This is a genomic window from Rhodococcus sp. NPDC056516 (assembly GCF_042794655.1).
Classification (GTDB): domain Bacteria; phylum Actinomycetota; class Actinomycetes; order Mycobacteriales; family Mycobacteriaceae; genus Rhodococcus_F.
In genome coordinates, this window is the sequence record NZ_JBHTTG010000009.1 from 203,719 (window position 1) to 229,753 (window position 26,035).

Consider the following 26,035-nt stretch of genomic DNA (forward strand, 5'->3'; position numbering starts at 1 on the left):
CTCTAACTGTCGGGGTCACTGGGTAATCTGAGCGCACTATGGACGCTGACTCACGAATCACAGTTTTGATCGTCGACAACGACGCCTGGGTTCGGCGCGGGATGAAGGACATCCTGGAAGCAGCGCCGGACATCGTGGTGGTTGCCGAGGCCGAGGACGGCGATCAGGTCGCAGCCAAGGTCACTCGTTTTCGTCCGCACGTGGTGTTGATGGATCTGAAAATGGCACGGGTGGGCGGCTTGGCGGCCACCCGAGAACTGATGACCATGAGCAATCCGCCGAAGGTCATCGCGATGACCGCCTTCGATGTCGACGACATGGTCGTGCAGGCAGTCGAGGCTGGTGCGCACAGTTTCCTGAGCAAGGATGCGGCGCCGGAGGCGTTCCAGCAGGCAGTACGGGTGGTTGCGTCGGACCACTCGTTGTTCAGCTCCGATTCTCTACGCGCCATCGTGGCCTCGTCGCCGCGTCGGCAAGCACCCGATCAGACTCCGCTCGCTTCGCTCACCGACCGCGAGCGTGAAGTGCTGACAATCCTGGCGACGGGCGCGGCCAACAGCGTCATCGCGGAGCGACTGTACCTAGGTGAGACCACCGTCAAGACGCATATCTCTTCGCTGTTCGCCAAGCTCGGTGTGCCCAACCGGGTGAGTGCGTCGTTGATCGCGTTCCGGTGTGGCCTGGTCACATGATTCGGGACTAATCCCGCCCCTGTTTGTTGTTGCACCTTCGGTGACTGATCAAATCGTGATTGACCAAGACGTGACCATCGAAGTGTGGTCGGACGTTGCTTGTCCGTGGTGCTACATCGGAAAGACCAGGTTCCTTTCGGCTCTGGATCGTTTCGAGAACAAGGACCGCGTCAACGTCATCTGGCGTTCGTACCAGGTCGCTCCGGAGACTCCGGTGGGAGAAGGGCGCACCGAACTCGACGCTCTGGTCGAGATGAAGGGTATGGCACCTGATCAGGTACGTCAGATGTTCGCCCACGTCAGCGCGACGGCAGCCGAGGTCGGGTTGACCTTGGACTTCGACACCGTGATCGCCGCCAATACCTTTGATGCACACAGGTTGCTGCATCTCGCGGGCGAGCGGCAGAACGAACTCCTCGAAGCGCTGTTCAAGGCTCACTTCAGTGACGGCAAGGTGATCGACGACCGTGAGGTGCTGGTCGAGCTGGCGGTGAGCGTCGGCCTCGACGCCGAGGTCGTGCGCGAGCAACTCGACTCCGATGCCGCCGCCGAAGCGGTGCGCGAGGATCTGTCCATGGCCCGCCAACTCCAGGTCAGCGGCGTTCCGTTCTTCGTTGCCAACCGTGCAGTCGCAGTATCCGGCGCTCAGCCCGAAGAGGTGTTCTTGCAGTTGCTTACTCAGGCCTCCGAACCGGCCTGAAGCAGGCGAGCAGCACGAACTGCCGGCGCGTTCGAGAACGGCAACAGATGCGCGCCGTCGTCGGGGCAGGAAAGCGTGACCTGCGCTGCATCGACGAACCGGTACGGCTGCGCTGCAACAACTCCGGCAAGGTTCTTGCGCAGACGCGACATCTCGGCCCGCGCGGTCACCGTGCGGGCCGGGTCACCGAAAAGATCCTGCGCCAACCGCGATGCGGTCAGTCCACGCCTCTCGGATCCGAGGAGAAACAGAATCTCCGCATGCCGCTGGGTTGGGGAGTAGGCCCATTCGCCCAACCCCGACGTGACGGTCACCGACATGTTCTCGGAATCGCGCAGATCGATATGCACCGTGGGCGCACTGATTTTCTCGCCGGTGGCGATCGGCCGAACCACCCACCCGCCGGGAAGTGGATCCAGTTCGCACAGACCCAAAGCGGGGAACCACGTCCTGCCGGGAGCCAAAGTCGCGGGGAGCAGCACGCGCGAGCGATGAGGTAGCGCATCGACCGCCGCTACCCAGCCATGAGTATCGATCACCAATGCCGGTGATCCGCTACGTGCAAGCATCGGCCCTGCAACAGAACGCAATTGATCGAGATTGTCCCGATGCTTGTCGCGTAGGTGTGATTGCGCGAGGCGTGCGACGGCGTCGACCAGAGCGAGTGTGGTGGGGTGGACGGTCTTGGCGGGACCACTGATGTCGACGACGCCGATGACACGGTCGTCCCTCGGATCGCGGATGGGTGCCCCCGCGCAGGTCCACGGATGATGGCTGCGCGCATAGTGTTCCGCCGAGAAGATCTGAACCGCCTGTCGTGACACCAATGCCGTTCCGATGGCGTTGGTGCCGACGCTGTCCTCGGCCCAGTTCGCACCCTCGACAAATCCCAGACGCGCAGCTTGGTCCAGTACTCGATGGGACCCGCTGCGCCACAGAACAGTTCCGCGAAGATCTGCGACGACCATGATGTTCTCACCGCTCGCGGTAACCGATTCGAGTCCACGCGTCACGTCGTCGAGCACGTCGTACAGTCCGGACTCACGACGACGGAGATCGAGTTCGGCGACGTCCATGGACGGTTCGACCCGGTTGTGTTCGGGGTCGATACCTAACTCGCGCAGGCGCTGCCACGATTGGCGGACCACGTCCCTTGGGCGGGCCGGTGCGCGGTCTCCGGCCATCGTCGCGTCGTACACCGCGGCGAGGGTCCTCGCGTAGTCGCGAGGATCCTCGCCGGGCGGCATCGCGGGCTCGGGCAACCGCTTTTTCAGCGAAGATACCGTTTTCAGCGAAGATACCGTTTTCAGCGAAGACACCGCTTTCAGTGAAGACACCGCGGTCAGCGGTAGACGAGGCCGCCGTCGATGAGACCGGCCTGACCGGTCATGTAGTCGGAATCGGGCCCGGCAAGGTACGAGACGAAACCGGCGACATCGTCGGGGGTTTCAGCTCGACCCAGCGCAATTCCGCCGACGAACTTCTCGTAGGTGGCGCCCTCTGGTGCACCGGTCAATTCGGCGAACCTCTTGTCGATCGTCACCCACATGTCGGTGCCCACGACGCCGGGGCAGTACGCGTTGACGGTGATTCCGTCGGACGCGTATTCCTTGGCTGCAGCCTGAGTGAGGGCCCTGACCGCGAATTTTGTTGCGCTGTAAACACCTAACATGGCGAACCCGTCGTGGCCGGCGATGGACGACGCATTGATGATCTTTCCGCGCTGACCCAGAGCTTGGAACTTTGCTGCTGCAGCTTGAATTCCCCACAGGACGCCGTCGACGTTGACACTCCAGATCTTGGAGACCTCTTCCGGCGTCGCGTCGGAGATCGGGCCGACGAGAGCGATTCCCGCGTTGTTGACGATGACGTCGAATCCGCCCAATTCCTGGTGTGCATGTTCGACGGCTGCGTTGACCTGCGCTCGATCGCTGACGTCGGCGACAAACGTCGTTGCACGACGGCCGATCTGTCTGATCTCGTCGGCAACCGCATCCAGCTTGGTTTGGTCGAGGTCGACCAACGCGATGTCGGCGCCGTCGTGGGCGAGGCGGAGAGCGATTCCGCGCCCGATGCCTTGGCCGGCGCCGGTGACCAGTACTACCTTGCCCGTGATGCTCATGCAGTTTCTCCTCGTAAGCAGTGAACCGGTTGCCTGGGAACCGATGAGTGATTTGTATGTGACGGCGACCACAATGCGGAAGGGTTGCACCGTGTTGCAATTCCGGAAAATCGGACGGCGCTTGCAACCCTCGGCAACCCTCCCGGTGCCCCGCGCAACAGCTTCATAGTTGCGCCACCACTTCGCGAATCATCTTGCGAGACAATCTGGGAGAGGGAACATGACCGCTACAGTCGACACACCCACAGAACCGGCGACGCCGAGTCGGCAGCCGTCACGCCGCTGGATCGGGTTCGGGATCGCCAACCTCGTGATCGTTCTCGTGCTGGCCGTGGCGAGTTGGTACCTTCTGGCCGATCCGACCACCAGTCCGTGGAATTTCTACCCATTGCCATTCAATGCGGCGCTTTTCTGGGCGATCCTCTTTGTGGTGTTCATCGGCTTCAACTGCGAGTTCGCGGGCTTCGATCGACTTCCGCAGCCGGTGAAGGGCCTGGCGATCATGGTCGCGACCGCGGTCTTCGCCGTCGTGGTGACGTGGCTCCTGGCAAGCGGCGTGGGGAGCCTGTACCCGGATTTCGCGGCCGATCGTGAGGGCGGCCTCGGATATTTCGCGGGTGCGCTGTTCGTGCTCTTCGGCTTCGGGACCTGGGTGATGGTGGTCCTGAACTGGCAGCATTGGCCGTGGACTTCCCTAGGGATGAAGCAACCGCTGGTGGGGTTGTGTGAGATCGCGTTTGTCGCCGTTCCGACGCTGGCGCTGTACTTCGTCTTCGGTCTGCCGTCCGTGTCGCTCTCCGCCACCGATCCGTTGATGACCGTCGACACTGTACTCGGGTGGTTCTACTGCGTCGTGGTGGTCGTGATCTTGACCGGCCAGACGCTCGACAACTGGCCGTGGAGACTGTTCGGCGGCGGCGGAAAGACGGCACTCGCAGCCACAGTCGGCAACTTTGCCTTGGGAACAGGCTTGTACTTCGTGGCACTGCCGGTCGTGAAGGCGCTCTTGGGCAGCGATTCCGTTGCCGAATTGGGCGGCGTAGTCCATCAGTTCCCGGCGCAGCTCGGTGTGTGCTGGGCCTTCTGGATGATCTTCTGGGCCAACGCTTTCGGTAACAAGCCGACGGGTTTTGCGGACGGGGTCAACTTGGCGATCCGCGCTGTGCTCACGTTTGCGCTGGCGGTGGTGACCTTCTTGTTCTACTACCGTTTTGCGGCAGAGCACATTCTTCACGAGCCGGCAGTCGTCGACGGATTGCACGGCACTGCACTGGGTTTCGTGGACTGGGCCGTGCTGTGGACGTTGTTCTATGTCGTGGGATTTCAGTCGCTGGGACTCGGCAAACTGAAGCCTGCCGAGGGGTGACTCGGTTGCCCGCACGACGGTGCGGGCAACCGACAGCGGTCAGCTCGCCGCGGCAGTCGCAGGCTCTGCGGGTATTTCGATCCGGGAAGACATCTTTCGAAACGGAATCGACAACGCGATCGCTGCGGCGATCAAAGCGGCCCCACAACTGATCAGCAGGCAGATCCGGAATCCGGCTTCCGACGGCAGAGTGTGGTCACCCACCTGGACGGTCATCTGCGCGAGAACTACACCGATGACAGCGGCGCACATCGACGTGCCGATCGAGCGCATCAAACTGTTGAATCCGTTGGCGGCGGCAGTGGCAGACGGCGGTACCGCGCCCATGATGAGGGCAGGCATGGCGCCGTACGCAAGACTGATGCCGGCGTTGGCAATACAGGCGACGATCAGCAGTCCCCATGTCGAGCCCATCAGCAGCATCGAAGACCCGTACCCGAGGGCGACCACGAGGATGCCCGTGAGGAGTGTGAACTTCGGTCCGCGCAGTGCGGAGAGCCGTGCGCCGAGCGGTGACACCGCCATCATCACGAATCCGGGCGGAGCCATCCACAATCCCATGGCCAGCATCGACTGTCCCATGCCGTATCCCGTGGACTCGGGCAGTTGCAGGAGTTGCGGGATGATCAAGAACTGTCCGTACATCGCGAATCCGGCTGCAACGGAGGCGAGATTGGTCAGTAGCACCTGTGGCCTCGCAGTGACACGTAGATCGACAAGCGGCTCGTCGGTGCGTCGTTCGAACCAGATCCAGGCGAGAAGAACGATGATCGTTGTGGCGAACAAGCCCACGGTGGTGACGCTTGTCCAACCCCAGGTGCCGCCCTTCGATACGGCCAGGAGGAGGGAAACCAGGCCGACTCCGAGCCCGACCCCGCCGACCAGGTCGAACCGTCCGCCGGCCTCGTGTACCGGAGTTGCCGGAACGAAGAACCAGGTCAGGATCAGAATCAGCACACTGAGCACCGCAGATCCCCAGAAGAGAGCCCGCCAGCTTGCATTCTCGGCTACCACCGCGGCGATCGGCATACCGAGTGCACTGCCGATTCCCATCGACGAACTCATCAGTGCGATCGCAGAATTTACCCTTTTCGGCGGAAGCAGATCGCGCAGCGCGCTGATGCCGAGCGGGATCAGACTGGCGCAGGTGCCTTGCAATCCGCGACCGATCACCATCGGAACGACCGAATTGGCGGTTGCGCAAATGATCGATCCGGCAATAAGTGGGATCGTGAAGATCAGAATCATCTGTCGCTTGCCGTACAGATCGCCGAGGCGACCGGCTATCGGAGTGGCGACGGCGCCCGCCAGCAGAGTTGCGGTGACGACCCACGACGCGTTCGATGCCGTCGTGTTCAGCAGTTTGGGTAGATCTGCGATCAGCGGGACGACAAGCGTCTGCATGAGTGCGGCGACGATGCCGACGAAAGCCAGGACGACGACGAGTCCACCAGGTCGGACGCCGGGTGCTGGCCGCTCGGCGGTAGCGCTCACACTTGGCATGCGTGTCTCCTGTGCGGGTCGAGGGTGGTTGGCGATGCGAAGGATTTGCATCATCGAAGCGGTTTGAATCGTACATACCGTTGCATACTTCAACTAGTTTTTTGATCGAGGGATTGGTCACAGTGGTTCGGATTGCAACAGGCTGCAACGCTTGTGACCGGGGCCACTTATGCGATGTGCTGTGTGTCACATTCACAAACAAGGAGAAGTGATGACGCAAACCATCGATTCCGCAGTCGCCCCTGAGGTGAAGGCGACGGCGGTGACACCTCAGGAGCGCGTCGACGCCTGGCTGGCGGATTTCGAATCGGCACTCGCCGCTCGTGACATCGAGCGTGTTGCAGGCAAATTCGCGCTCGACAGCTTCTGGCGAGACTTGGTGTCATTCACCTGGAACATCAAGACCGTCGAAGGTCGCGAGCAGATCGCCGACATGCTCTCCGAACGTCTCGACGACACCGATCCTTCAGGATTTCGGACCACCGAGACACCCGACGAAGCCGACGGCGTCACGTCTGCCTGGATCGAATTCGAGACGGCAACCGGTCGCGCGCACGGGCACCTTCGCCTGAAGGGTGACGAAGGTTGGACCCTGCTTACGTCGCTGCAGGAGTTGAAGGGGCACGAAGAAGGCAAGGGCACTCGCCGGCCGCGTGGAGCGAAGCACGGTGCAGATCCGAACCGCATCACGTGGGCTGAGCAGAAGGAGATCGAGGACCGCGAACTCGGTTACACCACACAGCCTTACGTCGTGATCGTCGGCGGCGGACAGGGCGGCATCGCGCTCGGCGCCCGGATGCGTCAGCTCGGAGTTCCGGCCATCGTGATCGACAGCCACGAGCGGCCCGGCGATCAGTGGCGTGGACGCTACAAGTCCCTGTGCCTGCACGATCCGGTCTGGTACGACCATCTGCCCTACATGCCTTTCCCCGACAACTGGCCGGTGTTCGCGCCCAAGGACAAGATCGGTGACTGGCTCGAGATGTACACCAAGGTCATGGAGGTTCCGTACTGGAGTTCCACGACCTGCACCTCCGCGTCGTTCGACGAGAAGACGCAGGAATGGACCGTCGAGGTCAACCGCAACGGCGAGAAGCTGACTTTGCGTCCCAAGCAGTTGGTGATGGCGACCGGTATGTCCGGCAAGGCCAACGTTCCCACGTTCCCCGGCCAGGACAAGTTCCTCGGCGATCAGCACCACTCGAGCAAGCACCCCGGACCGGATCAGTATGTGGGCAAGAAGGTCGTCGTGATCGGGGCCAACAATTCCTCGCACGACATCTGCGGCGCTCTGTGGGAGAACGGCATAGACGTCACCATGGTGCAGCGCAGCTCGACGCACATCGTGAAGTCGGATTCACTGATGGATCTGGGCTTGGGCGATCTGTACTCGGAGCGCGCCCTCGCCGCCGGCATGACGACGCACAAGGCCGATCTCACGTTCGGTTCGCTGCCGTACCGGATCATGCACGAGTTCCAGATCCCGGTGTACGACGCAATCCGTGAGCGCGACAAGGACTTCTACGATCGCCTCGAGAAGGCAGGCTTCGAGCACGACTGGGGCGACGACGGTTCGGGCCTGTTCATGAAGTACCTACGACGCGGCTCGGGTTACTACATCGACGTCGGCGCTGCAGAACTGGTTGCCAACGGGGACATCAAGCTCGCGCACGGCAATATTCGTGAGCTGACCGAGAACAGCGTGATCCTCGAAGACGGTACGGAATTGTCTGCCGACGTCGTGGTCTACGCGACCGGCTACGGCTCGATGAACGGCTGGGTGGCGGATCTGATCGGGCAGGACACCGCTGACAAGGTCGGCAAGGTGTGGGGCCTCGGCTCGAACACGACCAAGGACCCGGGGCCGTGGGAGGGCGAGCAGCGCAACATGTGGAAGCCGACGCAGCAGGAAGCGCTCTGGTTCCACGGCGGCAATCTGCATCAGTCGCGGCATTACTCGCTGTACCTCGCGCTGCAGTTGAAGGCGCGCTACGAGGGCATTCCGACGCCGGTGTACGGGCTGCAGGAAGTGCATCATCTGAGCTGAAAACTACTGCTGTGCGCCTTTGTTAACCGCCCGCGGTTAATAAAGGCGCACAGCAGGTTCAGCGAAGGGCGTACTTCTTTGCCACGTCGGCATTCTTGGTCGCGCGCTCGGTGAGGAAGGCAAATGCCAATCCGAGTACGAGCCACAGTGTCGCCTGCGTAGCAAGCGAGGAAAGTCGGAACTCCCACAGCAGAGTTGCCGGGAAGTCCTCGCCCACCTCGTTGATGCCGGGAAGCGAGACGTAACCGATCGCGACGATCACCAGGAACGCAGCCACCGGAGCGGCGATGCGCACACTGAGGAACTCGTGCCCGGAAACTGCCTTTGCTGCAGCTGCCGCCGCAGTGACGGACAGCAGCCCGAGAATCACGGCCGCCAGCCACAGCAGTGTCCGCTGGTTGATGGTGTCCGGATCTCCGACGGCCGGCGGATTGGCCGGGTACTTGAAGAACGGCACCGCCTCGATGGCCAGCCAACCGCCGACGGCGATGGTGATCGCCAACAACGGCCCGGACATTCCGGTGAGTCGTCGCGCGTAGTTGGCGACGACCGAGAAGATAGCGCCGAGCGCGAGTCCGGCCAGCGCGGTGGCCAGGAACAGCCCAGCGCGCTGCCCGTCGCGGCTCACCAGTGGTTCTTCTTCGTCACCGTGTGAATGCCCAGCGGCTTCGCCGGCATGTTCTCCAGCGGCACTGTTGGCTTCTTCGATCGCAATGGCAGCGTTGACGTGGGGTTCACCCAGCACGAACGCAACACCGCCGGCAAGAATGCCCGCGATCAAACCAGCCAACAATCCACGAATGAGAAGCTTCGTGAAACTGTCGACTAGTGGCACGGCAGGCCCATCATGTGGCGTCCGTCGTGCATCAATTCATGCATGTACATGCCGGTGCGAGAGATCGCGCCCTGGTCGAATCCGACCAGGTAGAGAGCCAGCATCGCGAACAGAACTACCGCAGCGGCGAGGAAAGCAAGACGAGTCGAATCGATCGACGTATCGGGAGAATAGGCGAGAGCCATCGAAGCCTCCTGGGATTTTCGCGTCCCCTAGGTCCATGCGATGGCCGAAGTGTCTGGCTGTCGAGAAAGCCGTACCGAAAAAGGCACTTCACCTCGAATTACAGTGGCGCGACCGCTCCGGGCTTTCACCGGATTCCTGTCGGACCATCGCGTTTACATGCGAACTTTTGCACTACTGCCCGCACCGTGTCAACGCGTGAAGCCGAGATGACCGTCGATTGTGCCCGGCAAGGCGGGCACAATCGTTCGAGATCAGCTCTTGGCGGCGACGTCCAAGACAACTTCGAACTCGAGCAACGACGCACCCGAAGCGACGGGCTTCGCACGCTCGCCGGAATGGGCTTCACGGGCAGGGCCGTCACGCCAATCGGCGAACGCCTGCTCGGACTCCCACTGAGTCACCACGAAGTAGCGGCTCTCACCTGCGGTGGGGCGGAGGAGTTGGAATCCGAGGAAGCCCGGGGAGTTCTCGACTGCGTGAGCGCGTGCTGCGAAGCGCTTCTCCAGTTCGGGGCCGGCGCCCTCGGGGACCTCGATTGCATTGATCTTCACGACTGCCATGAAAGCGACATTACCCGTGTACCTTCACCGCGTACCGTGACACTCGTGTTGCATGACGAAGGTGGAACGGGACAGCCGATTCTGTTGTTGCACGGCCTCATGGGCAGTTCCCGAACGTGGCGTCGCCATGTGCCGTGGATCCGCGAGTTCGGCCACGTCTACACCTTCGACGCCGCCGGTCATGGCAGGCCGGCGCCGGCGGAACTGACTACCGAGGCATTCGTCGAGGACCTGACATCGGCCGTTTCCTCCATCGAAGGTCCGATGATCGTGATCGGTCATTCGATGGGCGCTCTGCACGCGTGGTGCTTCGCCGCTGCGCATCCTGAGAAGGTGTGTGCCCTGGTCCTCGAAGACATGGCCCCGGACTTTCGCGGACGCACCGCAGCGGATTGGGCGCAGATGATTTCGGCGTGGCCGCAACCGTTTGCTTCCGAGGCCGCGATGAAGGAATTCTTCGGCCCCGTCGCCGGCCAGTACTTTCTCGATTCCTTCGACCGCCGCGACGACGGGTGGTACCTGCACGGTGACGTCTCGACCTTCCGCGACATCTCGGAGGAGTGGGGCACGCGGCACTTCTGGGATCAGTGGAAGGCGATCGAGGCGCCGACTTTGCTCATCGAGGGGGAATTCACCATCACCCCCGAGGGGCAGATGCGAGAGATGGCCGAGCGGCCGCAAGCCCGGTACGTATGCATTGCGGACGCCGGTCACCTGGTCCACGACGATCAACCGCAGCGTTACCGCGACGTCGTGACGGACTTCCTTCAGACAGTGAGCTGACTGCGGATCGACGAGCCCACCTGCTCCAGTTCGACGGCTCGTCTGGCCAGAAGTCCGGCAGCGAACTTCGCCTTGTCGCCGCGATGGCGGGGGACCACGTGCAGGTGCGAGTGGAACACGGTCTGGCCCGCGGCGCGACCGTCATTGACCAGGAAGTTGACGCCGTCTGCGGCGATGTCGCAGCGCCGCAGAGCACCGGCGATGAGCGTCCCGACGCGGAACATCTCTGCGCCCTCATGGCTTTCGAGAGCATCGAGGTTTTCCGCATGACGCTTGGGGACCACCAGAGTGTGTCCGCGACTCACCGGTCGGGCGTCGAGAAATGCGAGAGTCGTCTCGCTCTCGTGAACGAGAATCGCCGGCTCGGTCAGTGCGATGATCTTGCAGAAGACACAGGTATCGGTGCTCATGTCTACAGAATGTAGTCCGAATCAGATCCGGTCCGGGACTACAGCAGGCGCAGTTGACGTGCCTTCGTTATCGCTTCGTTTCGATTGTGTACGTCGAGTTTCTTGTAGAGAGTGCGTAGTTGAGTCTTGACGGTGTTGACGGAGACGTACAGTTTGTCGGCCATCGCGGCCGACCCCATTTCCAGTGCCAGGAGTGAAAGTACCTTCTGTTCGCGTTCGGTCAGTTCCACGATGTGCACGAATTCCGGAAATGATTCAGCTCGAGGCTTTTTCGCGAACTCGGCGAGTGCTCGCGAATTCGACTTCGCCATCGATTCGAGTTTCTCGACGTCTGTCGATGCGATGGTCGCGAACGAACGCAGAAGTCCGGTTTGCTCCGCGATACTGCACGCTCTGGACCATTCCTGAGCGGCGAGGCGTGGCTCACCCAATTCGGAGTGTGCAACCGCCTGCACCAGAAGCGATTCCATCTGTGCCCGCGGATAGGATTCGCCCGACCAGTCGAACTGGTGACACAGCGCCACGGCGGCTTCGTTCTGGCCGATCCGTTGGCGTAAACGTGCCACCGACGCGAGTGTCCACGGGTTGGCTGCAGGATCAGCGATATCCTTGGCCAGAGCAACTGCCTTGTTTCCCTCGCCGAGTGCGAGCAGGAGGTCGATCTCGGCAGATTGCAACAGAGGAAGCGCGAAAGATGTAGCCGTGTACTGCTTGGAATGAGCTTCAATCGCGTTGTGGAGCAACAACAGAGCGGAAGATGCAGTGCCCTGAGTCAGGGCGAATTGGCTGTGCGCATAGACGACGAACGCCCACAGTTCCTCGGCGTCGGACGGAACGCCGAGTTCGGTCAATGCGATACGTGCGTCATCGAAGTCAAGCGTGTCGAGAGCGGTGAGAGCCCGTGCGGTCAAGCCGGCGATCTTGACCACAGGTTCGAGCCAACCTCCGGGGTCCGGATGCTTCTGCTCGAGTTCGAACCAATGTGCGGCCTGTCGCGGCTCACCTGCCAGCGCCCAATTCAGAGCGGCGCTGCCAGCGGAGTTGCGAGCGATGAAGTCGACTCCTCGAGACAGAGCACCGTGGTATGCCATTCGAGCTTTGATCGTGGATTCGGTGAGTCTGCCGTTCAATTGGAAATTGATCGCCCATTGAAGTCGCATGAGGGGGAGTTGTGCGTTGACGGTCTCCGGGTTGTTCTCCAGCGCACTGCGACTGAGGTGAGCCAGACGCCTGGTGGTCTCTGCCGCTAGTCCGTACTCGCCGGCGAGCCTGAGCATGATCGATTGGACGCAACCGATGCTGAGGGCGTCTTTTGCCTCTGCCCCGGCGCCGAGTTTCCACAGTTCGGCGGGCGATTCGGGCAGCGAGTCGACGACACTTGCACGCTTGCTCGGATGCATGGTGAACAGGGCGCGCCCGGCCTGGACAGCGGAGTGTTTGTCGGCAGCCTCCACCGGAATCCGTTGAAGTGCAGAGCGAACCGTGTCCAGGCTGCTCACGATCATCGTCACCCAATGCTGTTCGACGATGTCGACTGCGAGGGTCCAATTCTGTGCCTCGATCGCGTAGTCGAGCGCCGACGCGTGATGGCCGACGTCGAGTCGATTATGGGCAAGGAATGAAAGACGTTGCGACGGTTCGATTCCACTGCGGGTGTGGCGCGCGAGTAATGATTGCCGAATGGCGGGCGACAACTCCCAGGTCTCGTCGGCCTCGCTTTCTGAACGCGACAGTAATCCGGCAGTCTCCAGTGTCACCAGTCTCGCCCGAATTCGACGAATAGTCTCTGCAGCATCGTGGTGTTGGGACTCGAACAGGACTGCGGCGATGTCGACGGTGATCGATCGAGCAAAGGCGATCGCGAGCAGGAACTCGTGTTGGTTCACGCGCTCGGCGATGGTGAGGACGGAACCAGTCACGTAGTCGTCTATCGCTCGCGCGACGTTCTCCTCGATTACCCGCCGGCGGTTGTCGCCGCCTGGAATTTTTGCGACTGCGGCAGCGGCGGCGCGGACCAGCGAGGGAAGCCCACCAGTCAAAGATGTGATTCTTTCAGCATCGCCCGCAGCCGTGTGAGCGTCGGTCTGTTCCAGTACGTGGGCGGTATCGGCTGCCGTGAACAACAACTCGCCCGCGCTGACAACCTCATGATCTGTGTCGAGAAGGTACGGCTCGGAGAACATTCCGAAGCCTGAGAGCGTCACCACGAGGTCAAGATTGTGGCAGCGAGTGAGGAGTTCGATCAATTGATCATCCAACTCCGGTTCCGGTACCAGATCCGGCCTGATCAAAACGAGCAGTACGGGTCGGGACAGATCGTTCAAGGATTTGGTGATCGCGGTGAAAGGATCGGCGAGTCCACCGGCGTCGGGTAGTGCTATTCCGGCGGCGTGAATTCGCTCCAGGACCAGTGCCCAGAAAGTCGCGAGTGTCGATGAAGGAGGTGGCGCCGAGACCCACACCAGAATACGTTCGGACGCCAGATTGGCGCGTAGCCACGACGCGATCAACGACGATTTTCCGTAGCCGTTCGGTGCGCGGACGATGGTCAGAGCGGCGCGGCGGTCGAGTTTCGCGAACAGGGCCTGCCTGGGAATCGACACGGCGATCGTGCGTCTTTCGGGAATAGCTGCCCAGTCATGGCCGTCCATCCCGAACATCAACGCGGACCCTTTCTGCCTTCGCGCCCCCGTTGTAATTGAAGCGTTTGGGCGGATTGTCTCGATCCATCTATCTACAGGGTGGAGCGTAGCTGGTGCGAATCCAGAGTGTGCCATCCCGGGCAATTCACCCGGGACTTCACCCTGGGTGAGAGAAGTTCACCCACACAATCACGCCTTCACCATTGGCTTTCGAGTCCCTCGAGCGACTTCTATTGAACGTAGCTCGGGATTCGCCAAATGCGGCCGAGAGTGCCCGCCGGGGGCCCGAGAGTCAGACATCGAAGGAGCGTCGTGAGAACTCGTCTGTCAGAGGTGTGGTCGAAGGCCGTTACGGTCGGACTCCGGCTGAGGGCGTGGCGCCGAGGAGTAGGAGGCATCGGCATAGTTGTCGTGACCGGAACTCTGGTGGTCGGCGCTGCTGCGCTCGGCTTGCTGCCGATGCAGTCGGATGTTCGATTGGCGGCCGATGGAGAGTTCGTGCCTTCCTTCACCGTCGAGCTGACGGCGATTGACGGTGCACCACCCTTCGATCCCGCTGACGGCCCGGGCCTCGATTCGGGACCGTCCAACGGCATTGTCCGAGAGGGTGATCCGGTGACGTATGTCATCGACATCGGTGTCCGGGGCAACCCGCTCTCCGACGTGGTCGTGCAACTTCCGGTGCCTCGAGGTTTTACTCTGCCGTCCGTGCCTGACTACTGCGGAGACGACTCGGGCATCGACGAGGTCGGGTTACTCTGCCGGGTGGGGGATCTGGAAGCAGGTCGATACTTCACTCGAACCGCGACGATGACTGCAGGTAATCGGGACGACCCTGACGGTTTACCGATAGCGGCAGTGGTCACTGCGGATCGGGGTGCGGTGCGCGTGCGGTCGGGCGACGTCACCGTGCGAGTGTCGACTACCCCGGGAGTGTGTGATCCGCAAGGGAATTCTGTCGACGGTCAGACGGTCCAGGGAAATCCGGTTGCGGCGAACGGGCAGATCTCGGGTCTGGTGACGTCCGGAATATCGGAAGCAGTGAGGATCGACGGTGTCGATCAATGCGGGCATGCGATAACACGGACGGTCAAGCCGTTCGAAGGTCGCTTCTCGTTTGTCGGACTTCTCCCGGGTGGGTATCGCGTCACGGTCGACGGCCGAGCGCCGGTGGACCTCGTGCTGGAACCAGGCGCAATGGCGCTCAGTGGCCTGACGTTCTGATACGGCTCCGCAGAGATCTCGACCCCCGCAACAGTCAATGGAGGATCCAGTGCGTGAAAGCCTGGGCGTTGTATTCGAAAACACTTCTATTTCAACAGCTCTCGTAGATGCCGACACGCCGCTACTTGGCTCGATCGACGAGTTCCGTCACCCCTGGGGTGCAGACGGGACTGTTCCCTCTCCGCAAGCGTCGGCGCGCGCACTCACCTCCGCGGCCGAGGTCGCCACCGGTCGAGCCCTGCGCTCGAATCTGTGCCCCACCGTCGTCGGAGTGATGTGCGAGCGTGCGGACGTGCGCGAACTTGTCCCGGATGTGTTGTCTTCCAGTGCTTTCGAGAACGTCGAGTTGGTCAACGGTCTGGACGCCCGCCTTGCCTACCTGCGGACTGTGGACGCGCTGAACGGTGTTTCGCCGATCCTCGCATTCTGGCCGGACGGCAGCGAGATTGTGATCGCGGCCATTGATCCGAGTGCCGGCGTCGTGGACTCGGCTCACCGCTACGCCACCGCCGAGTTGCTTGCAGACAGCTCGACATTTGCTGCGACTTTGGATCTGCTCGTCGCCGAACAAGACCCAGCTCCGAAGATGCTCGTCGCGATGCTGGTGAAGGAAGAGGCCAGGCAGCCCTGCGCCGAAGCCGCCGAACTGGTGGGGCTCGCCTTCCTGTTTCTGAGCGAGCGCACACAACTGGCGATTGGCGCTGCGCTGGTAGCGGCCGCGAGGGGAAATGAAGTTCGGCCCGGCGTGGCTGTTCAGCCCGTCAACAGGATCCGGTGGGCAGCGGCAATAGTGTTGCCGCTTCTGCTCATGCTGACGGGATTGCTGATCGCCCTCTCTCCTGACGGGTCGCACGCGGTGTCCACTGACAGCCCGAACGTCGGCGCCGAGCCGGCGACCTCGACCAGCGGTCCACCGCCGAGCGCTGCACTACCGATTCTGACCCTTCCGCCCTGCGATCCGGTTGTACCCGTCTTTCCCGCTGCACTTCGACGTTCGGATCCTGAAGTCGCACCACCCCAGACCGCCGAACCCGCAGCAGCATGCGACCCGATGCGAGTCGGTTAAGCCGTACCCTCTCCCGCCAGCGCAAACAGGCCGTCGTCGGTCTGCTCGACCAGTCCGTCGACCAGCAGGGAATGCAACGCGCGGTCACGTTGACCAGGATCAGTCGGCCAGACGATGTCCAGTTGCGCACGTTCGACCGGACGGTGACTCTCGCGCAGAACGGCCATCAATTTTCCACGTACCTGGCGATCGGTGCCGGCGAACTTCTGCACTTTCTTGGGCGGTCCGGTGTGTGCCGGCTTGCCCGACGCGACCCAGGCGCAATTCGGCAACGGACAGTTCTCGCAGTTCGGTGTGCGCGCCGTGCAGATGAGTGCGCCGAGTTCCATGAGAGCTGCGCTGTAGGTGGCGGCGCGCTCTCGCGTCCTCGGCAGTAGTGCCGCGACGTCGGCGAGGTCGCGCGTGTTGGATGGATTGCCAGGTTCCGCATTGCCATGGACGGCCCGCGCAACTACGCGTCGTACGTTGGTGTCCACCACCGGTACTCGCTGTCCGTACGCGAAGCACGCTACGGCGCGGGCGGTGTACGAACCGATTCCCGGCAGTGAGAGCAGGATGTCGACGTCTTGCGGCACCACGTCACCGTGCTCGGTGGCCAGGACGCCGGCGCATTCGTGGAGGCGCAGCGCACGTCGAGGGTAACCGAGTTTGCCCCACGCGCGAAGCACTTCTGCCTGACTGGACGCTGCCATCGCCGACGGAACCGGCCAGCGCTCCACCCACTCTTCCCAGATGGGCGCAACACGCACCACTGGCGTCTGCTGGAGCATGATCTCGCTCATCAGGATCTGCCAGGCACTGACGCCCTCACGTCGCCACGGCAGGTCACGGGCCGTATCGGAGTACCACTTCAGCAGCACCGAAGATTCCACTGCCACCGCTATCGACACACTCCTCGAACCTGCGCTCCCGGCCGACGAAGGACACGTCGACTTGTGGAGGCCACTTTATCGGCAGGCGCCGACACGGCTGCGTTCCGATACGGCTGCGTTCCGATACTGCTGCGTGCCGATACGGCCGCTTGCTGATGGCAGACCTCCCGATCACAACAATTGCACGTTGCTCAGTTTCCACTCGCCGTCTTCGCGGACCAGTGAGAGTTGCATGCGGTTGCGGTCGATCCTCGGATCGGGGGAGTTGGTGTTGGTGATCGTTTGATCGAGGAAAACGAGAACTTCGGCGTTGTCGCGGTCACTGCTCGCCAGGCCGGCTGAGATGATCTGCGCGGACGAGGTCGCTTGATACTGCACGATCATGTTCTGCAGGTTGGCTGCCACTTGGGCGTACTGGCCGGCGAACTCACCGACGGAGTTGTCGCGCACCACGGAGAGATTCTGATCGAGGTTCTCGAAGTTGTATGTCGCGAGGTCGGTGGCGAATTGCCGTCCGTTCTCGAGTGCGCTGGTGCGGGCGTCGTCGTCGACGGATTTCTGCCAGGTCGCGAATGCACCCCATCCGAGCGCAGCGACGACGACCAGGACGCCGGCAATGATCACTACGGTCTGCTTGCGAAGCCGCTTGGGCTTGTCGACGATTGCGGGTGTCGGGGGCTCGGGTGTCTGGGGTTCAGCTGTCTCGGTCATTGCGTTCCTTGAACTAGTAGTGCGGCAAACGAGTTGTCACCGAGAACGGTGTTCTGACCACCGTTGAGGCCCAGGCGAATCGATGTTCCGTCGCCGGTAGCGACCGTGCCGACGGCAGGATCGTATTGCGCGACCCCGTCGATCGTTCCAGTGTTTGCTCCGGTTGCGGTGGGGATGTTCTGCGAACCTCGGTTCTGGATGCGGCCCGACTGGTCCGTGCAGTGTTGGTTCTTGTCGATTGTGGTCGGTGAGGTGTCCTGTACCGATCGCCGGGGTGTGTCGTAGAGGCAGACCGGACCGAGTGCTGTGATCAGATCAAGTTGCGCGCGTCCGTCTTTGACGATGCTTCCGAACTTTTCGAAACCTTTCGGGACCACCACCAACAAGGCGTCGACGGCAGGCATCCGTGCGGTGACGATCTGCGTGGAGACGAGGGAATTGGCCAACAGCAGACTGAACGGTTCACGGCTCTGCTCGATGAGAGGGAGTATCTGATTGTCGAGAACGCTCGGGCTTCGATCGAGGAGTGTGCGCAGTTGCGGGTCGGAGTTTCGTACCTGATCTGTCAATTGGCGAAGTGTGAGTGCAACTTCGGGAAGAGCATCGACGTTGTCTTCGTTCGCGGCAAAGAGTGAACGAGAATTCTGTACGAGTGTGTTGACTTGCGGCTGATCGGCTCGGACAGTGCGCGCGAGTACGTCGAAGTTGTCGACGAGAGCCTGTAGATCCGGACCCGATCCGTTCAATCCCTCACCGAGTTCGTACGAGAGGGTCCGCAGGTCTGCCGGATCGACGGTGTCGGCAGCAGCGTTGAAATTCGCGATGACGGTTCCCAACGCGACCGGGATCGACGTGCGCTCAGTCGGAACCACCGAACCTTCGGCGAGGTAGGGGCCGCCGTCGGTCTGCGAGGACAACTGAACTTTCAGTACCGGAACTGCGGTGTCCTGGCTGATGGCCGCATGCGAATCGTTGGGGATCTGTTGGTCGGCGGCGATGCTCAACGTCATCACGACGAGGTCCCGGGCGGAGTCCACCTGCACCGACTCGACGTCGCCGACGGTGACTCCGCGGTATGCCACCTCCGAACCTGGTGCGATTCCGGCCGCGTTCTCCAATTCGACGGTGACCGAGAAGGTTCCGGTGAACGGATCTCCGGCACCTACTTGCCGGAGTACGTACGTCGTGCTGATCACCGCGATGAGGAGGAAGGCTACGATCTCGAAATAGACGGTTCGGTTCTTCATCGCGCGCCTCCTTGCAGGGGTGTCGTGATCGGCAGCTCCCGGTCGAAGGCAGGCAGAGGTGGCAGTGGCGGTGCGGCACCGGGAATGATCTCGTTGAGCACTCCGGTCACTGTTCCCTCGAGATCGACGTCGAGGTCGATGTTCACGTAGTCACCTGGGCTGGCGCGTTCGAGGAGCACTCTCGCGTTGTCCAGGTTGGTCATCGTCTCACCCAGTGTCGGGCCCATCGCCGAGAACTGGTCGAGGATGGGTGAGAGTCGATCGGTGATGTCGGAAATCTGGTCGGCCGACTGATCGAGTACGGAATTGGTTGCGGTACTGAGCCTGTCGGTCTCATCGAGAAGATCCAGCAGTGGTTGTCGTTGGTCGGAGACAACACCCAAGGCAGGCGTGAGTGCGCGCAAACCTTCGTCGATGGTGGCGCTCTCGTCACCGATCAAGGCGCTGAGCCGATTCAGTGAGTCCAGGGCCGAGTTGATCGATTCTTTTCGGTTTTCGAGTGTTCCGAGAAAAGCGTCAAGGCGCGCAAGCAGATCGCGGATCGTCTCGTCCCTGCCGTCGAGAATCTGATCAGCCTCGCTGACGATGTTCTTGACCTGCGCCAACCCGCTGCCGTTCAACAGAGTTCCGACGGCGCCGAGTAGTTGTGCGACGTCGGGCCCGCGAACGGTCTCCGATCGCTTGATGGTGGAACCTGGTGCGAGGACGGGGCCGGTCGCATCGGCCGGAACTTCGAGGTTGACGAATGCATCGCCGATCGGGGTTGACAGCTCTATACGGGCGCGGGTGCCGATGGGTAGTTCGATGTCGGACTCGATGTCGGTATGGACGACGGCGGCAAAGGTTTCCGCGCTCATCGAGGTGACTTTGCCGACGACAGCCTGCCCGATCCGTACCTCGCCGCCGACGGGCAGTAGTGACGCGTCGTCGAACTCCATGTTCAACGGGTACGACTGTCCTGGCAGTCCGCGACCGAGGGGGAGGTGCTGGAAGTTGAGACTGCAGCCGGTCAAGGGCGCTGCGATGGCAAGTGCCACAACAATGCTCGCCACGGACCTGTTCGACGCCATCAGTTGCCTCCACCCAGGATGCGTGCCAGCTCGGAACTGCCTGCGGAAGGGAATTCGATGGGATTGACGATTCCCGGCCCGGTGCACAGTGGAATCGGCATCTTCTCGCACAGTGCTCGTGTCGTGTCGAACTGTGAGAGGTCGGTGGCGATGTCCAAGCGGCCGCGTGCCCTGCCGTCTTCGGTGACGAGGTTGGCGACGTTCTCGAATCCCGTTGGTGCCGTTTCGATGATCTCGCGCAGTTGGTCCTGCTTGGTCGCCACTGCTCCGGTCAACTGTGCGAGCGCACCGAGGTCGGCGGTGACCCTCTCGCCGTGTTCGGCGAGTAGCGCCGAGACCTGTCCGAGCAACGTGGTCAGGGAATCGAGCGCCCCGCTGATGTCTTCGCGTTGTTCGCTGAACGTGCGGGCGGTCAGTGTCACCGAGTTCGACAGCGAATCGACCTGGGTCTGGTTGTCCGCGATCAACTGCACGAGGGTGTTCAGGTTCTTCACCAGCTCGGAGATGTCAGGACTTGCACCCGCCAGCACCGAACTTGCCTGTGAGATGGACTGCACGGCATCGTGAAATGCTTGTCCGTTGCCGTCCACCGCGTGGGCGCCTTCTCCGATGAGGTCACCGATCCCACCGCCGTCGGCGCCAGGGCCGAGCGCGACCGTCAGTTCGTTCACCGAAGCAGTGAGCTGGTCCCACGTCAGAGGAGAGTGAGTGCGTTCGAGAGGGATCACCGCGCCGTTGGTGAGGAACTCACCGTCTTCGTAGCCGGGGCCGAGTTCGATCGTGCGGTCACTGATGACCGAAGGAGAGAGGACCCAGGCCTGCGCGTCGGCTGGCACGCGTGTTCCCGGTGGCAGGCTCAGTGTCACCCGCACCCGGGGCCCGTCCGGTGTGACGCTCTCGACTCTCCCGCTGGGAACTCCCAGAATCGTCACCGTGTTGCCGGTGAAGATGGCATCGGTGGAAGTGAATTCGGCAGTGAGAGTGAGTCGGTGCTCGTCACGCGTGACGAACAAGATCGCGCCGATCGCGCAGATCACCATTGCGGCCAGAGCAGCAAGTTTCTTGACGGTCGTGGTCATCGGCACCCCTGCACAAGCCCTACGACGCACAACCAGTTGTCCGGGATGAGCGTGGAGGGTGAGTTGAGATCGAGCCAGTTGCCGTTGCCGGTCGCGTTGGTGACGTAGCGGACGCTGGGCGCGAAGTTGTCGAGCAGCGTGGTCAGCGATTGTTCGTTCTCGGACAGAACTCCCGTCACCTCGTGGATGTCTCCCATGACCGAGTCGACCAAAGCCTGGTTGTCACCGAGGAACTGGGCAATGGTGGTACTCAACTGATTCAGGTCTTGTACAAGGGCATTCAACACGTCCCGCCGGTCGGCGATCGTGGCCAGCACCAGATCTGCATTTCCCAGAAGGGTTTGCAGAGTGTCCTTCTGCTCGATCAGGGTTGTCGTGGCCTGCTGCGCCCCGGTGAGAAGGGAGCGCAGTGCATCGTCGTTGTTGTTGACGACCCCGGAGAGTGCGTCGATTCCCTCGAGTGAGCGGCGGATGAGTTCGGGATCGTTCGGTGAGTTGTCGGAGACCACGGTCAGCATGTTTCGCAGTTGTTGCAGATCAAGGTTTTCCGACGTGGATTGTGCGCTGCGTCCGAGGTCGTCGAGAGTGAACGGAACACTGGTGTTCGTGATGGGGATGGTCGAACCTGCGGGCAAGGAGCGCAATCCGTTCGGAGTGATGTCGAGCGAGCGTCGGCCGAGCAGAGTCGAGATCTTGATGTCCGCACGCGAGTCTTCGCCGAGAGTGACGCCGTTGTCGAGTCGGAAGGTGACGTCAACGGAGTTGCCGCTGACCGCCAACGACGTGACTACCCCGCTCGGAACTCCTGCGACGTTGACCGGATCGTCTCGCGTCAACCCGGTGGCGTTGGCAAATACGGCGTGGTACTCGTTGGTCTTGACCTTCAAGATCAGTTGAGGGACGACAAGTGCGGCCAGAACGACTCCGACTCCGACGAGAATGCAGATGATTCCGTTGCGGACCGGGTTCTTGACGGTGAGCCAGTTCATCGACACACCGCCGAGCGCTCGGGACCACCCAGCGCCACCGATTGACCCAGTGCACTGAGTCGAAAGTTGCAGATGTAGATGTTCGCCCAACTGCCGTAGCTCATTGCGATTCCCAACTGGGTGAACAGTTGATCGAAGGCGGTGATACCTGTCGCGAGCGAGTCGCGATTGTCGACGACGGCGCGGGCCGACTGATCGATGGAGGTCAGTGTGCCCGCCAAGTCAGGCTCGACCCGCGTGACCAAGTCCTGAAGGGAAGAGGTCAGGGCACCTGCGGAATCCACTGCGGCCGAGATCTGTTGGCGGTCCTGTGCCAAACCGCCGACCAGTGTGTCGAGGGTGTTGATCATCTCGACGAAGTTGGGTCGATTCGTCGTGGTGACGGTCAGTACCCGGTCGAGGTTGGTCAGTAGCTGGTCCAGGATCGCGTCGCGGGACGTCAAGTTCTCGGTGACGGCAACGGTGCGCTCGAGCAGGCTTTCGATGGTGGAACCTTGTCCTTGGAATACCTGCACGACGTGTCCGGCAAGCTCGTTGACTTCTGCGGGGTCGAGTGCGTCGAACAGTGGACGGAAGCCGCCGAGGATGTCGGTGAGGTCGATCGCCGGCTGAGTCCGTTCCACCGGAATGGTGGCCCCGGGGGAGAGGTAGTTGCCGGTTGCTCGTTCGTGTGGGTCTGATTCGATCGAAATCGTCCGTGCCCCCAACAGATCCGCATACCTCACCACCGCTCGACCGTCGGTCGGAATGCGTTGTGTGGATTCGAGTTCGAAACCGACGACGGCTTGATTGTTCACCAACTCGACGCTCTCGACGCGCCCGACTCGGACCCCGGCGATCTGTACGTCACTGCCCGTGACCAGACCGGAGGCATTGGCGAAGACGGCCTGGTACTGCGAACTCGGCCCGGAGACGGGGTTGATCAGGGTGCTCACCACGATCACGGTGGCGAGAATCGACAGTGCGGCAAACACTCCGAATCTGATCAGAGACTTCTTCACGCTCATTCGCCCACCACCGTCGTGCCACGAAGTACCGGTCCGGCCACCAGAGTGTCCAACGCTGTACCTCCCTGGGTGAGAGCTGCGATCAGCGACTGTTCGACGGGACTGCCGACCGGTCCGACGGTTCCACCCAACGCGGCAGCGGCGGCAGGGCAGTTGGGGCCGCGGGCCGCGTCGTATTGTGGGCAGTCGATTTTGCCGTACGGATACAGATCTGTGACGGACAGTCGCAGGTCGGTGCTCAGCCAAGGCCCGTGTGCCAACGCGGGCGGAAGCTTGATCGTGAGATTGCGCAGGCCGGTGTAGAAAGTTGTGATGTGGTCGGGTCGTGAAGTGATTGCGCCGGTGAGGGAATCGGCGTCGTCGATCACGGTGATCATGCGGTCACGATTGTCGCCGATCACAGTCGCGGCAGCAGAACCCGTGCTGGTACCGGCTCGCAGAAGCGCCGCCAATCCGTCGGATTTCTCGACGACGGTTTTGGATGTGGTGATGGAGTTCTCGAATGCGGCGAGCATGTCCGGCGCACTCGACGAGAGACTGTCGGCGAGGGTGGCTATGTCGTCGAGGTCGTCACCGAGCCCGTCGATGACGGGCTGCGCACCGACCAACGCGTGGTGAACCGAATCGAGAGATTCACCGATCTGGTTTCCCTTGCCGCTCATCGCGTCCGAGACTGCCGTGAGCGCAACGTTGATGTCGGCGGGGTCGAGGGAAGAAACGAGCGAGTAGATCCGCGAGATCGATTGGTAGAGCTGGACCGCGACCTCGGACTGATCCGATACCAACTCCGTACCCGGCGCGAGAGCAGGTCCACGGGAGAGTCCGGCTGGTTGAATCAGGTCTACGAAAAAGTCGCCGAAGATGTTGCGGGGCATCAGCCGCACCTGACTGGTCGACGGTATGTCCTCGAACGCACCCTCGTCGATTGCGAGTGAGACGGTGGACGCGGTGGTGCCCGGCTCGATGTCGGCTACCGTTCCGACTACGACGCCGCGGTACTGAACAGACGATCCGACGCGCAGCGCACCGGCGGCGGCGGGGACGACAGCGCTGACCTGAGGTGTGGAACCGAAGGTGTCCGTTCCCCTGCTGAACAGGAAGACATAGGCGATGATCAGCAAGACAACGGCAAGTAAACCCCGCAATGCCAGCGTGATTCGACTGGTATTCGTGACGATCATCCGGTCAACCCGGGTACTTGAGGTTTGAGTCCCCACAGCGCAATGGTCATCGCGACGTCGGTGAAAGCAAGGAAGACGATGCTGGTGCGCAAGGCTCGCCCGGCGGCTCGTCCGACGCCTTCGGGGCCACCTGTGGCGGTGTAACCGTAGTAGCAGTGCACGAGGGTCACCACGACCGCGAACACCATGACTTTTATCAGTGACAGCCAGATGTCGTTGGGGGAGAGGAAAAGACTGAAGTAGTACCCGTACGTTCCCTCGGACTGTCCCTTGACCCGGATCACCGCAAGCGCCGTTGCCATGTACGAGGCAAACAGGCCGACGAGGTACAGCGGGACCACCGCGATCAGTGCCGCGATCATTCGGGTGGTGACCAGATACCGCAGTGAGGGAATCGCCATGACCTCGAGTGCGTCGATTTCCTCGGAGATCCTCATGGCGCCGAGTTGCGCGGTGAATCCGGTTCCGACTTTGGCTGCCAAGGTGATTGCGGCGACGAGCGGTGCGACCTCGCGAGTGTTCGCGATGGCGGACATCACCCCCGACAGTGGAGCGAGGCCGACGAGGTTGAGCCCGCGGTAGCCCTCGAGTCCGATCTGGGAACCGGCGAAGAACGAGATCGCGAAGATGACGACGACGCTGCCGCCGCCGGCGAGGAGGGTGCCCGAACCGAATGCCACCTGCGCGACCAGACGGGCCACTTCACGCCAGTATCGCTGCAGGGTTGCCGGAATCGAGGTGATCACGCGCGCGTGGAAGGTGAACTGATCGCCGAGTCGACTCAACCCGTCGACGGTTCGCGAACTGACCCGCTTGGCACGAATTGTGATGGGAAGGTGCATCAATAGGCACCTTTCACCGAGACGAACAGCGGGTAGAACTGGGTGATCGCGAGATTGGCGACGAATACGAGGACAAACGAGAGCACCACGGTCTCGTTGACGGCATCGCCGACGCCTTGGGCTCCACGCTTGACGGTCAAGCCCTTGTAGCAGGCCACGATTCCCGAGATGAGAGCAAAGGCAACGGCTTTGATGCCGGAGACGACGAAGTCGCTGGGTTGACTGAATTGAACGAGATTGCGTAGGAAGCTCTGTGCGTTGCCGTCGAGTATCAGGACGTGAACGAAGAGGCTTGCGCCCAAACCGATTACGAGAACTATCGAATTCAGTAGGAGGCAGACGATCGCGATCGCGATCATCCGGGGCACGACCAGGCGTTCGAGCACGGGTAGGCCCAGCACTTCGAGTGCGTCGATTTCTTCACGGATCGTTCGCGCTCCCAAGTCTGCGCAGATCGCGGAACCGCCGACGCCGGCGATGATCAGGGCGCACACCAGCGGTCCGGCCTGTCCGATGATGAGGAACGCGACGACGGCACCGCTGTACGCACCCGCGCCGATTTGATCTGCCAGCGCACCGATCTGCAGTGCTACTCCCACACCGAGGGGAATCATCACCAGAGCAGACGCGACCGAGGTGACGTGGGCGAGAAACCACATCTGGTCGAGCGCTTCACGCCAGGCGAGGCGCCGGCGTCGCAGGGTCGTGACCGCGGCAACGCACACACGCACGGTGAAGGTGAACAGCAGTCCGATCTCGGACAGCAGGTTCGAGAACATATTCGTCTTGGCCGGGGAGGCAGGTGTTGCGTCCCCGCTTGTTCCAACTTCGGGGTTGTCTCCGGTTGTTTCAACTTCGGTGCTCACGCCATCCCCCTTTCCGGCCGAATCGTGCTGGTCGG

The 26,035-nt window shown here is 61.9% G+C and carries 25 protein-coding genes and 1 riboswitch; of the genes, 7 read left to right on the forward strand and 18 right to left on the reverse strand.

Annotated elements, in window-relative coordinates; genetic code table 11:
• The first annotated feature begins 38 nt into the window (after positions 1-38).
• Together ACFQ6Y_RS26415 and ACFQ6Y_RS26420 are read left to right on the forward strand one after the other, a co-directional pair.
• Entirely contained in the window at positions 39-692 is a 654-nt protein-coding gene (locus tag ACFQ6Y_RS26415) for a response regulator (RefSeq protein ID WP_378639115.1), read from the forward strand.
• 55 nt (positions 693-747) lie between these two features.
• Positions 748-1,392, forward strand: a complete 645-nt coding sequence (locus ACFQ6Y_RS26420) for a DsbA family protein (RefSeq protein ID WP_378639120.1) — start codon at positions 748-750, stop codon at positions 1,390-1,392.
• Here ACFQ6Y_RS26420 and ACFQ6Y_RS26425 read toward each other — a convergent pair.
• Together ACFQ6Y_RS26425 and ACFQ6Y_RS26430 are read right to left on the reverse strand one after the other, a co-directional pair.
• Complete coding sequence (locus tag ACFQ6Y_RS26425; protein WP_378639594.1) at positions 1,371-2,639, reverse strand: GAF domain-containing protein; 1,269 nt, start codon at positions 2,637-2,639, stop codon at positions 1,371-1,373. The genes ACFQ6Y_RS26420 and ACFQ6Y_RS26425 overlap by 22 nt on opposite strands.
• Positions 2,640-2,734: 95 nt before the next feature.
• Positions 2,735-3,514, reverse strand: a complete 780-nt coding sequence (locus tag ACFQ6Y_RS26430; protein ID WP_054831662.1) for an acetoin reductase — start codon at positions 3,512-3,514, stop codon at positions 2,735-2,737.
• 220 nt (positions 3,515-3,734) lie between these two features.
• Between ACFQ6Y_RS26430 and ACFQ6Y_RS26435 the strand changes: the two genes are divergently transcribed.
• Positions 3,735-4,880, forward strand: coding sequence for a hypothetical protein (locus tag ACFQ6Y_RS26435; RefSeq protein WP_378639127.1), 1,146 nt, complete (start codon positions 3,735-3,737; stop codon positions 4,878-4,880).
• 39 nt (positions 4,881-4,919) lie between these two features.
• Here the strand turns inward: ACFQ6Y_RS26435 and ACFQ6Y_RS26440 are convergent, their stop codons facing one another.
• Positions 4,920-6,383 carry an MFS transporter gene (locus tag ACFQ6Y_RS26440; protein ID WP_378639130.1) on the reverse strand — a complete coding sequence of 488 codons (1,464 nt, stop codon included), beginning with the start codon at positions 6,381-6,383 and terminating at the stop codon, positions 4,920-4,922.
• 211 nt (positions 6,384-6,594) lie between these two features.
• On the opposite strand from ACFQ6Y_RS26440, the gene ACFQ6Y_RS26445 reads away from it, so the two are divergent.
• Entirely contained in the window at positions 6,595-8,430 is a 1,836-nt protein-coding gene (locus tag ACFQ6Y_RS26445; RefSeq protein WP_378639133.1) for an NAD(P)-binding domain-containing protein, read from the forward strand.
• A 58-nt stretch (positions 8,431-8,488) separates the two neighbouring features.
• On the opposite strand, the gene ACFQ6Y_RS26450 is transcribed toward ACFQ6Y_RS26445, so the two are convergent.
• The 3 genes from ACFQ6Y_RS26450 to mhuD form a co-directional block, all read right to left on the reverse strand.
• Positions 8,489-9,265, reverse strand: a complete 777-nt coding sequence (locus ACFQ6Y_RS26450; protein ID WP_378534934.1) for a CbtA family protein — start codon at positions 9,263-9,265, stop codon at positions 8,489-8,491.
• Positions 9,256-9,450, reverse strand: a complete 195-nt coding sequence (locus ACFQ6Y_RS26455) for a CbtB domain-containing protein (protein ID WP_378639137.1) — start codon at positions 9,448-9,450, stop codon at positions 9,256-9,258. The genes ACFQ6Y_RS26450 and ACFQ6Y_RS26455 overlap by 10 nt, the downstream gene beginning before the upstream one ends.
• 24 nt (positions 9,451-9,474) lie before the next feature.
• Positions 9,475-9,614: riboswitch (cobalamin riboswitch) on the reverse strand.
• Between the two features lie 88 nt (positions 9,615-9,702).
• Positions 9,703-10,011: a mycobilin-forming heme oxygenase MhuD gene (gene mhuD / locus ACFQ6Y_RS26460; RefSeq protein ID WP_007726927.1), complete on the reverse strand. Its 309-nt coding sequence runs from the start codon at positions 10,009-10,011 to the stop codon at positions 9,703-9,705.
• Positions 10,012-10,056: 45 nt separating this feature from the next.
• Here mhuD and ACFQ6Y_RS26465 point away from each other — a divergent pair, with 45 nt between their 5' ends.
• Positions 10,057-10,794, forward strand: a complete 738-nt coding sequence (locus tag ACFQ6Y_RS26465) for an alpha/beta fold hydrolase (RefSeq protein WP_378639141.1) — start codon at positions 10,057-10,059, stop codon at positions 10,792-10,794.
• Here the strand turns inward: ACFQ6Y_RS26465 and ACFQ6Y_RS26470 are convergent.
• Complete coding sequence (locus ACFQ6Y_RS26470; RefSeq protein ID WP_378534940.1) at positions 10,779-11,204, reverse strand: HIT family protein; 426 nt, start codon at positions 11,202-11,204, stop codon at positions 10,779-10,781. The two genes, ACFQ6Y_RS26465 and ACFQ6Y_RS26470, sit on opposite strands and share 16 nt — an antisense overlap.
• 38 nt (positions 11,205-11,242) lie before the next feature.
• A complete protein-coding gene (locus tag ACFQ6Y_RS26475; protein ID WP_378639145.1) occupies positions 11,243-13,864 on the reverse strand; it encodes a LuxR C-terminal-related transcriptional regulator in 2,622 nt (873 codons plus the stop codon).
• A gap of 294 nt (positions 13,865-14,158) precedes the next feature.
• Here ACFQ6Y_RS26475 and ACFQ6Y_RS26480 point away from each other — a divergent pair, with 294 nt between their 5' ends.
• Positions 14,159-15,070 carry a hypothetical protein gene (locus ACFQ6Y_RS26480; RefSeq protein ID WP_378639149.1) on the forward strand — a complete coding sequence of 304 codons (912 nt, stop codon included), beginning with the start codon at positions 14,159-14,161 and terminating at the stop codon, positions 15,068-15,070.
• Positions 15,071-15,119: 49 nt separating this feature from the next.
• Positions 15,120-16,136 carry a hypothetical protein gene (locus ACFQ6Y_RS26485; RefSeq protein ID WP_378639153.1) on the forward strand — a complete coding sequence of 339 codons (1,017 nt, stop codon included), beginning with the start codon at positions 15,120-15,122 and terminating at the stop codon, positions 16,134-16,136.
• On the opposite strand, the gene ACFQ6Y_RS26490 is transcribed toward ACFQ6Y_RS26485, so the two are convergent.
• The 10 genes from ACFQ6Y_RS26490 to ACFQ6Y_RS26535 form a co-directional block, all read right to left on the reverse strand.
• A complete protein-coding gene (locus ACFQ6Y_RS26490) occupies positions 16,133-17,014 on the reverse strand; it encodes an A/G-specific adenine glycosylase (protein WP_378536154.1) in 882 nt (293 codons plus the stop codon). The genes ACFQ6Y_RS26485 and ACFQ6Y_RS26490 overlap by 4 nt on opposite strands.
• A gap of 165 nt (positions 17,015-17,179) precedes the next feature.
• On the reverse strand, positions 17,180-17,719 hold the full coding sequence (locus tag ACFQ6Y_RS26495; protein ID WP_378639158.1) for a hypothetical protein: 540 nt from the start codon (positions 17,717-17,719) through the stop codon (positions 17,180-17,182).
• Positions 17,716-18,966 carry an MlaD family protein gene (locus ACFQ6Y_RS26500; RefSeq protein WP_378639161.1) on the reverse strand — a complete coding sequence of 417 codons (1,251 nt, stop codon included), beginning with the start codon at positions 18,964-18,966 and terminating at the stop codon, positions 17,716-17,718. The genes ACFQ6Y_RS26495 and ACFQ6Y_RS26500 overlap by 4 nt, the downstream gene beginning before the upstream one ends.
• A complete protein-coding gene (locus ACFQ6Y_RS26505; protein WP_378639165.1) occupies positions 18,963-20,036 on the reverse strand; it encodes an MCE family protein in 1,074 nt (357 codons plus the stop codon). The genes ACFQ6Y_RS26500 and ACFQ6Y_RS26505 overlap by 4 nt, the downstream gene beginning before the upstream one ends.
• A complete protein-coding gene (locus ACFQ6Y_RS26510; protein ID WP_378534954.1) occupies positions 20,036-21,115 on the reverse strand; it encodes an MCE family protein in 1,080 nt (359 codons plus the stop codon). Before ACFQ6Y_RS26510 ends, ACFQ6Y_RS26505 begins: the two co-directional genes overlap by 1 nt.
• Positions 21,112-22,104, reverse strand: a complete 993-nt coding sequence (locus ACFQ6Y_RS26515) for an MCE family protein (RefSeq protein WP_378639170.1) — start codon at positions 22,102-22,104, stop codon at positions 21,112-21,114. The genes ACFQ6Y_RS26510 and ACFQ6Y_RS26515 overlap by 4 nt, the downstream gene beginning before the upstream one ends.
• Positions 22,101-23,111, reverse strand: coding sequence for an MCE family protein (locus ACFQ6Y_RS26520; protein ID WP_378639173.1), 1,011 nt, complete (start codon positions 23,109-23,111; stop codon positions 22,101-22,103). Before ACFQ6Y_RS26520 ends, ACFQ6Y_RS26515 begins: the two co-directional genes overlap by 4 nt.
• Entirely contained in the window at positions 23,108-24,292 is a 1,185-nt protein-coding gene (locus ACFQ6Y_RS26525; protein ID WP_378639177.1) for an MCE family protein, read from the reverse strand. Before ACFQ6Y_RS26525 ends, ACFQ6Y_RS26520 begins: the two co-directional genes overlap by 4 nt.
• Positions 24,289-25,134, reverse strand: a complete 846-nt coding sequence (locus ACFQ6Y_RS26530; RefSeq protein WP_378639182.1) for an MlaE family ABC transporter permease — start codon at positions 25,132-25,134, stop codon at positions 24,289-24,291. Before ACFQ6Y_RS26530 ends, ACFQ6Y_RS26525 begins: the two co-directional genes overlap by 4 nt.
• Positions 25,134-26,000: an MlaE family ABC transporter permease gene (locus ACFQ6Y_RS26535; RefSeq protein ID WP_378546338.1), complete on the reverse strand. Its 867-nt coding sequence runs from the start codon at positions 25,998-26,000 to the stop codon at positions 25,134-25,136. Before ACFQ6Y_RS26535 ends, ACFQ6Y_RS26530 begins: the two co-directional genes overlap by 1 nt.
• Positions 26,001-26,035: the final 35 nt, after the last annotated feature.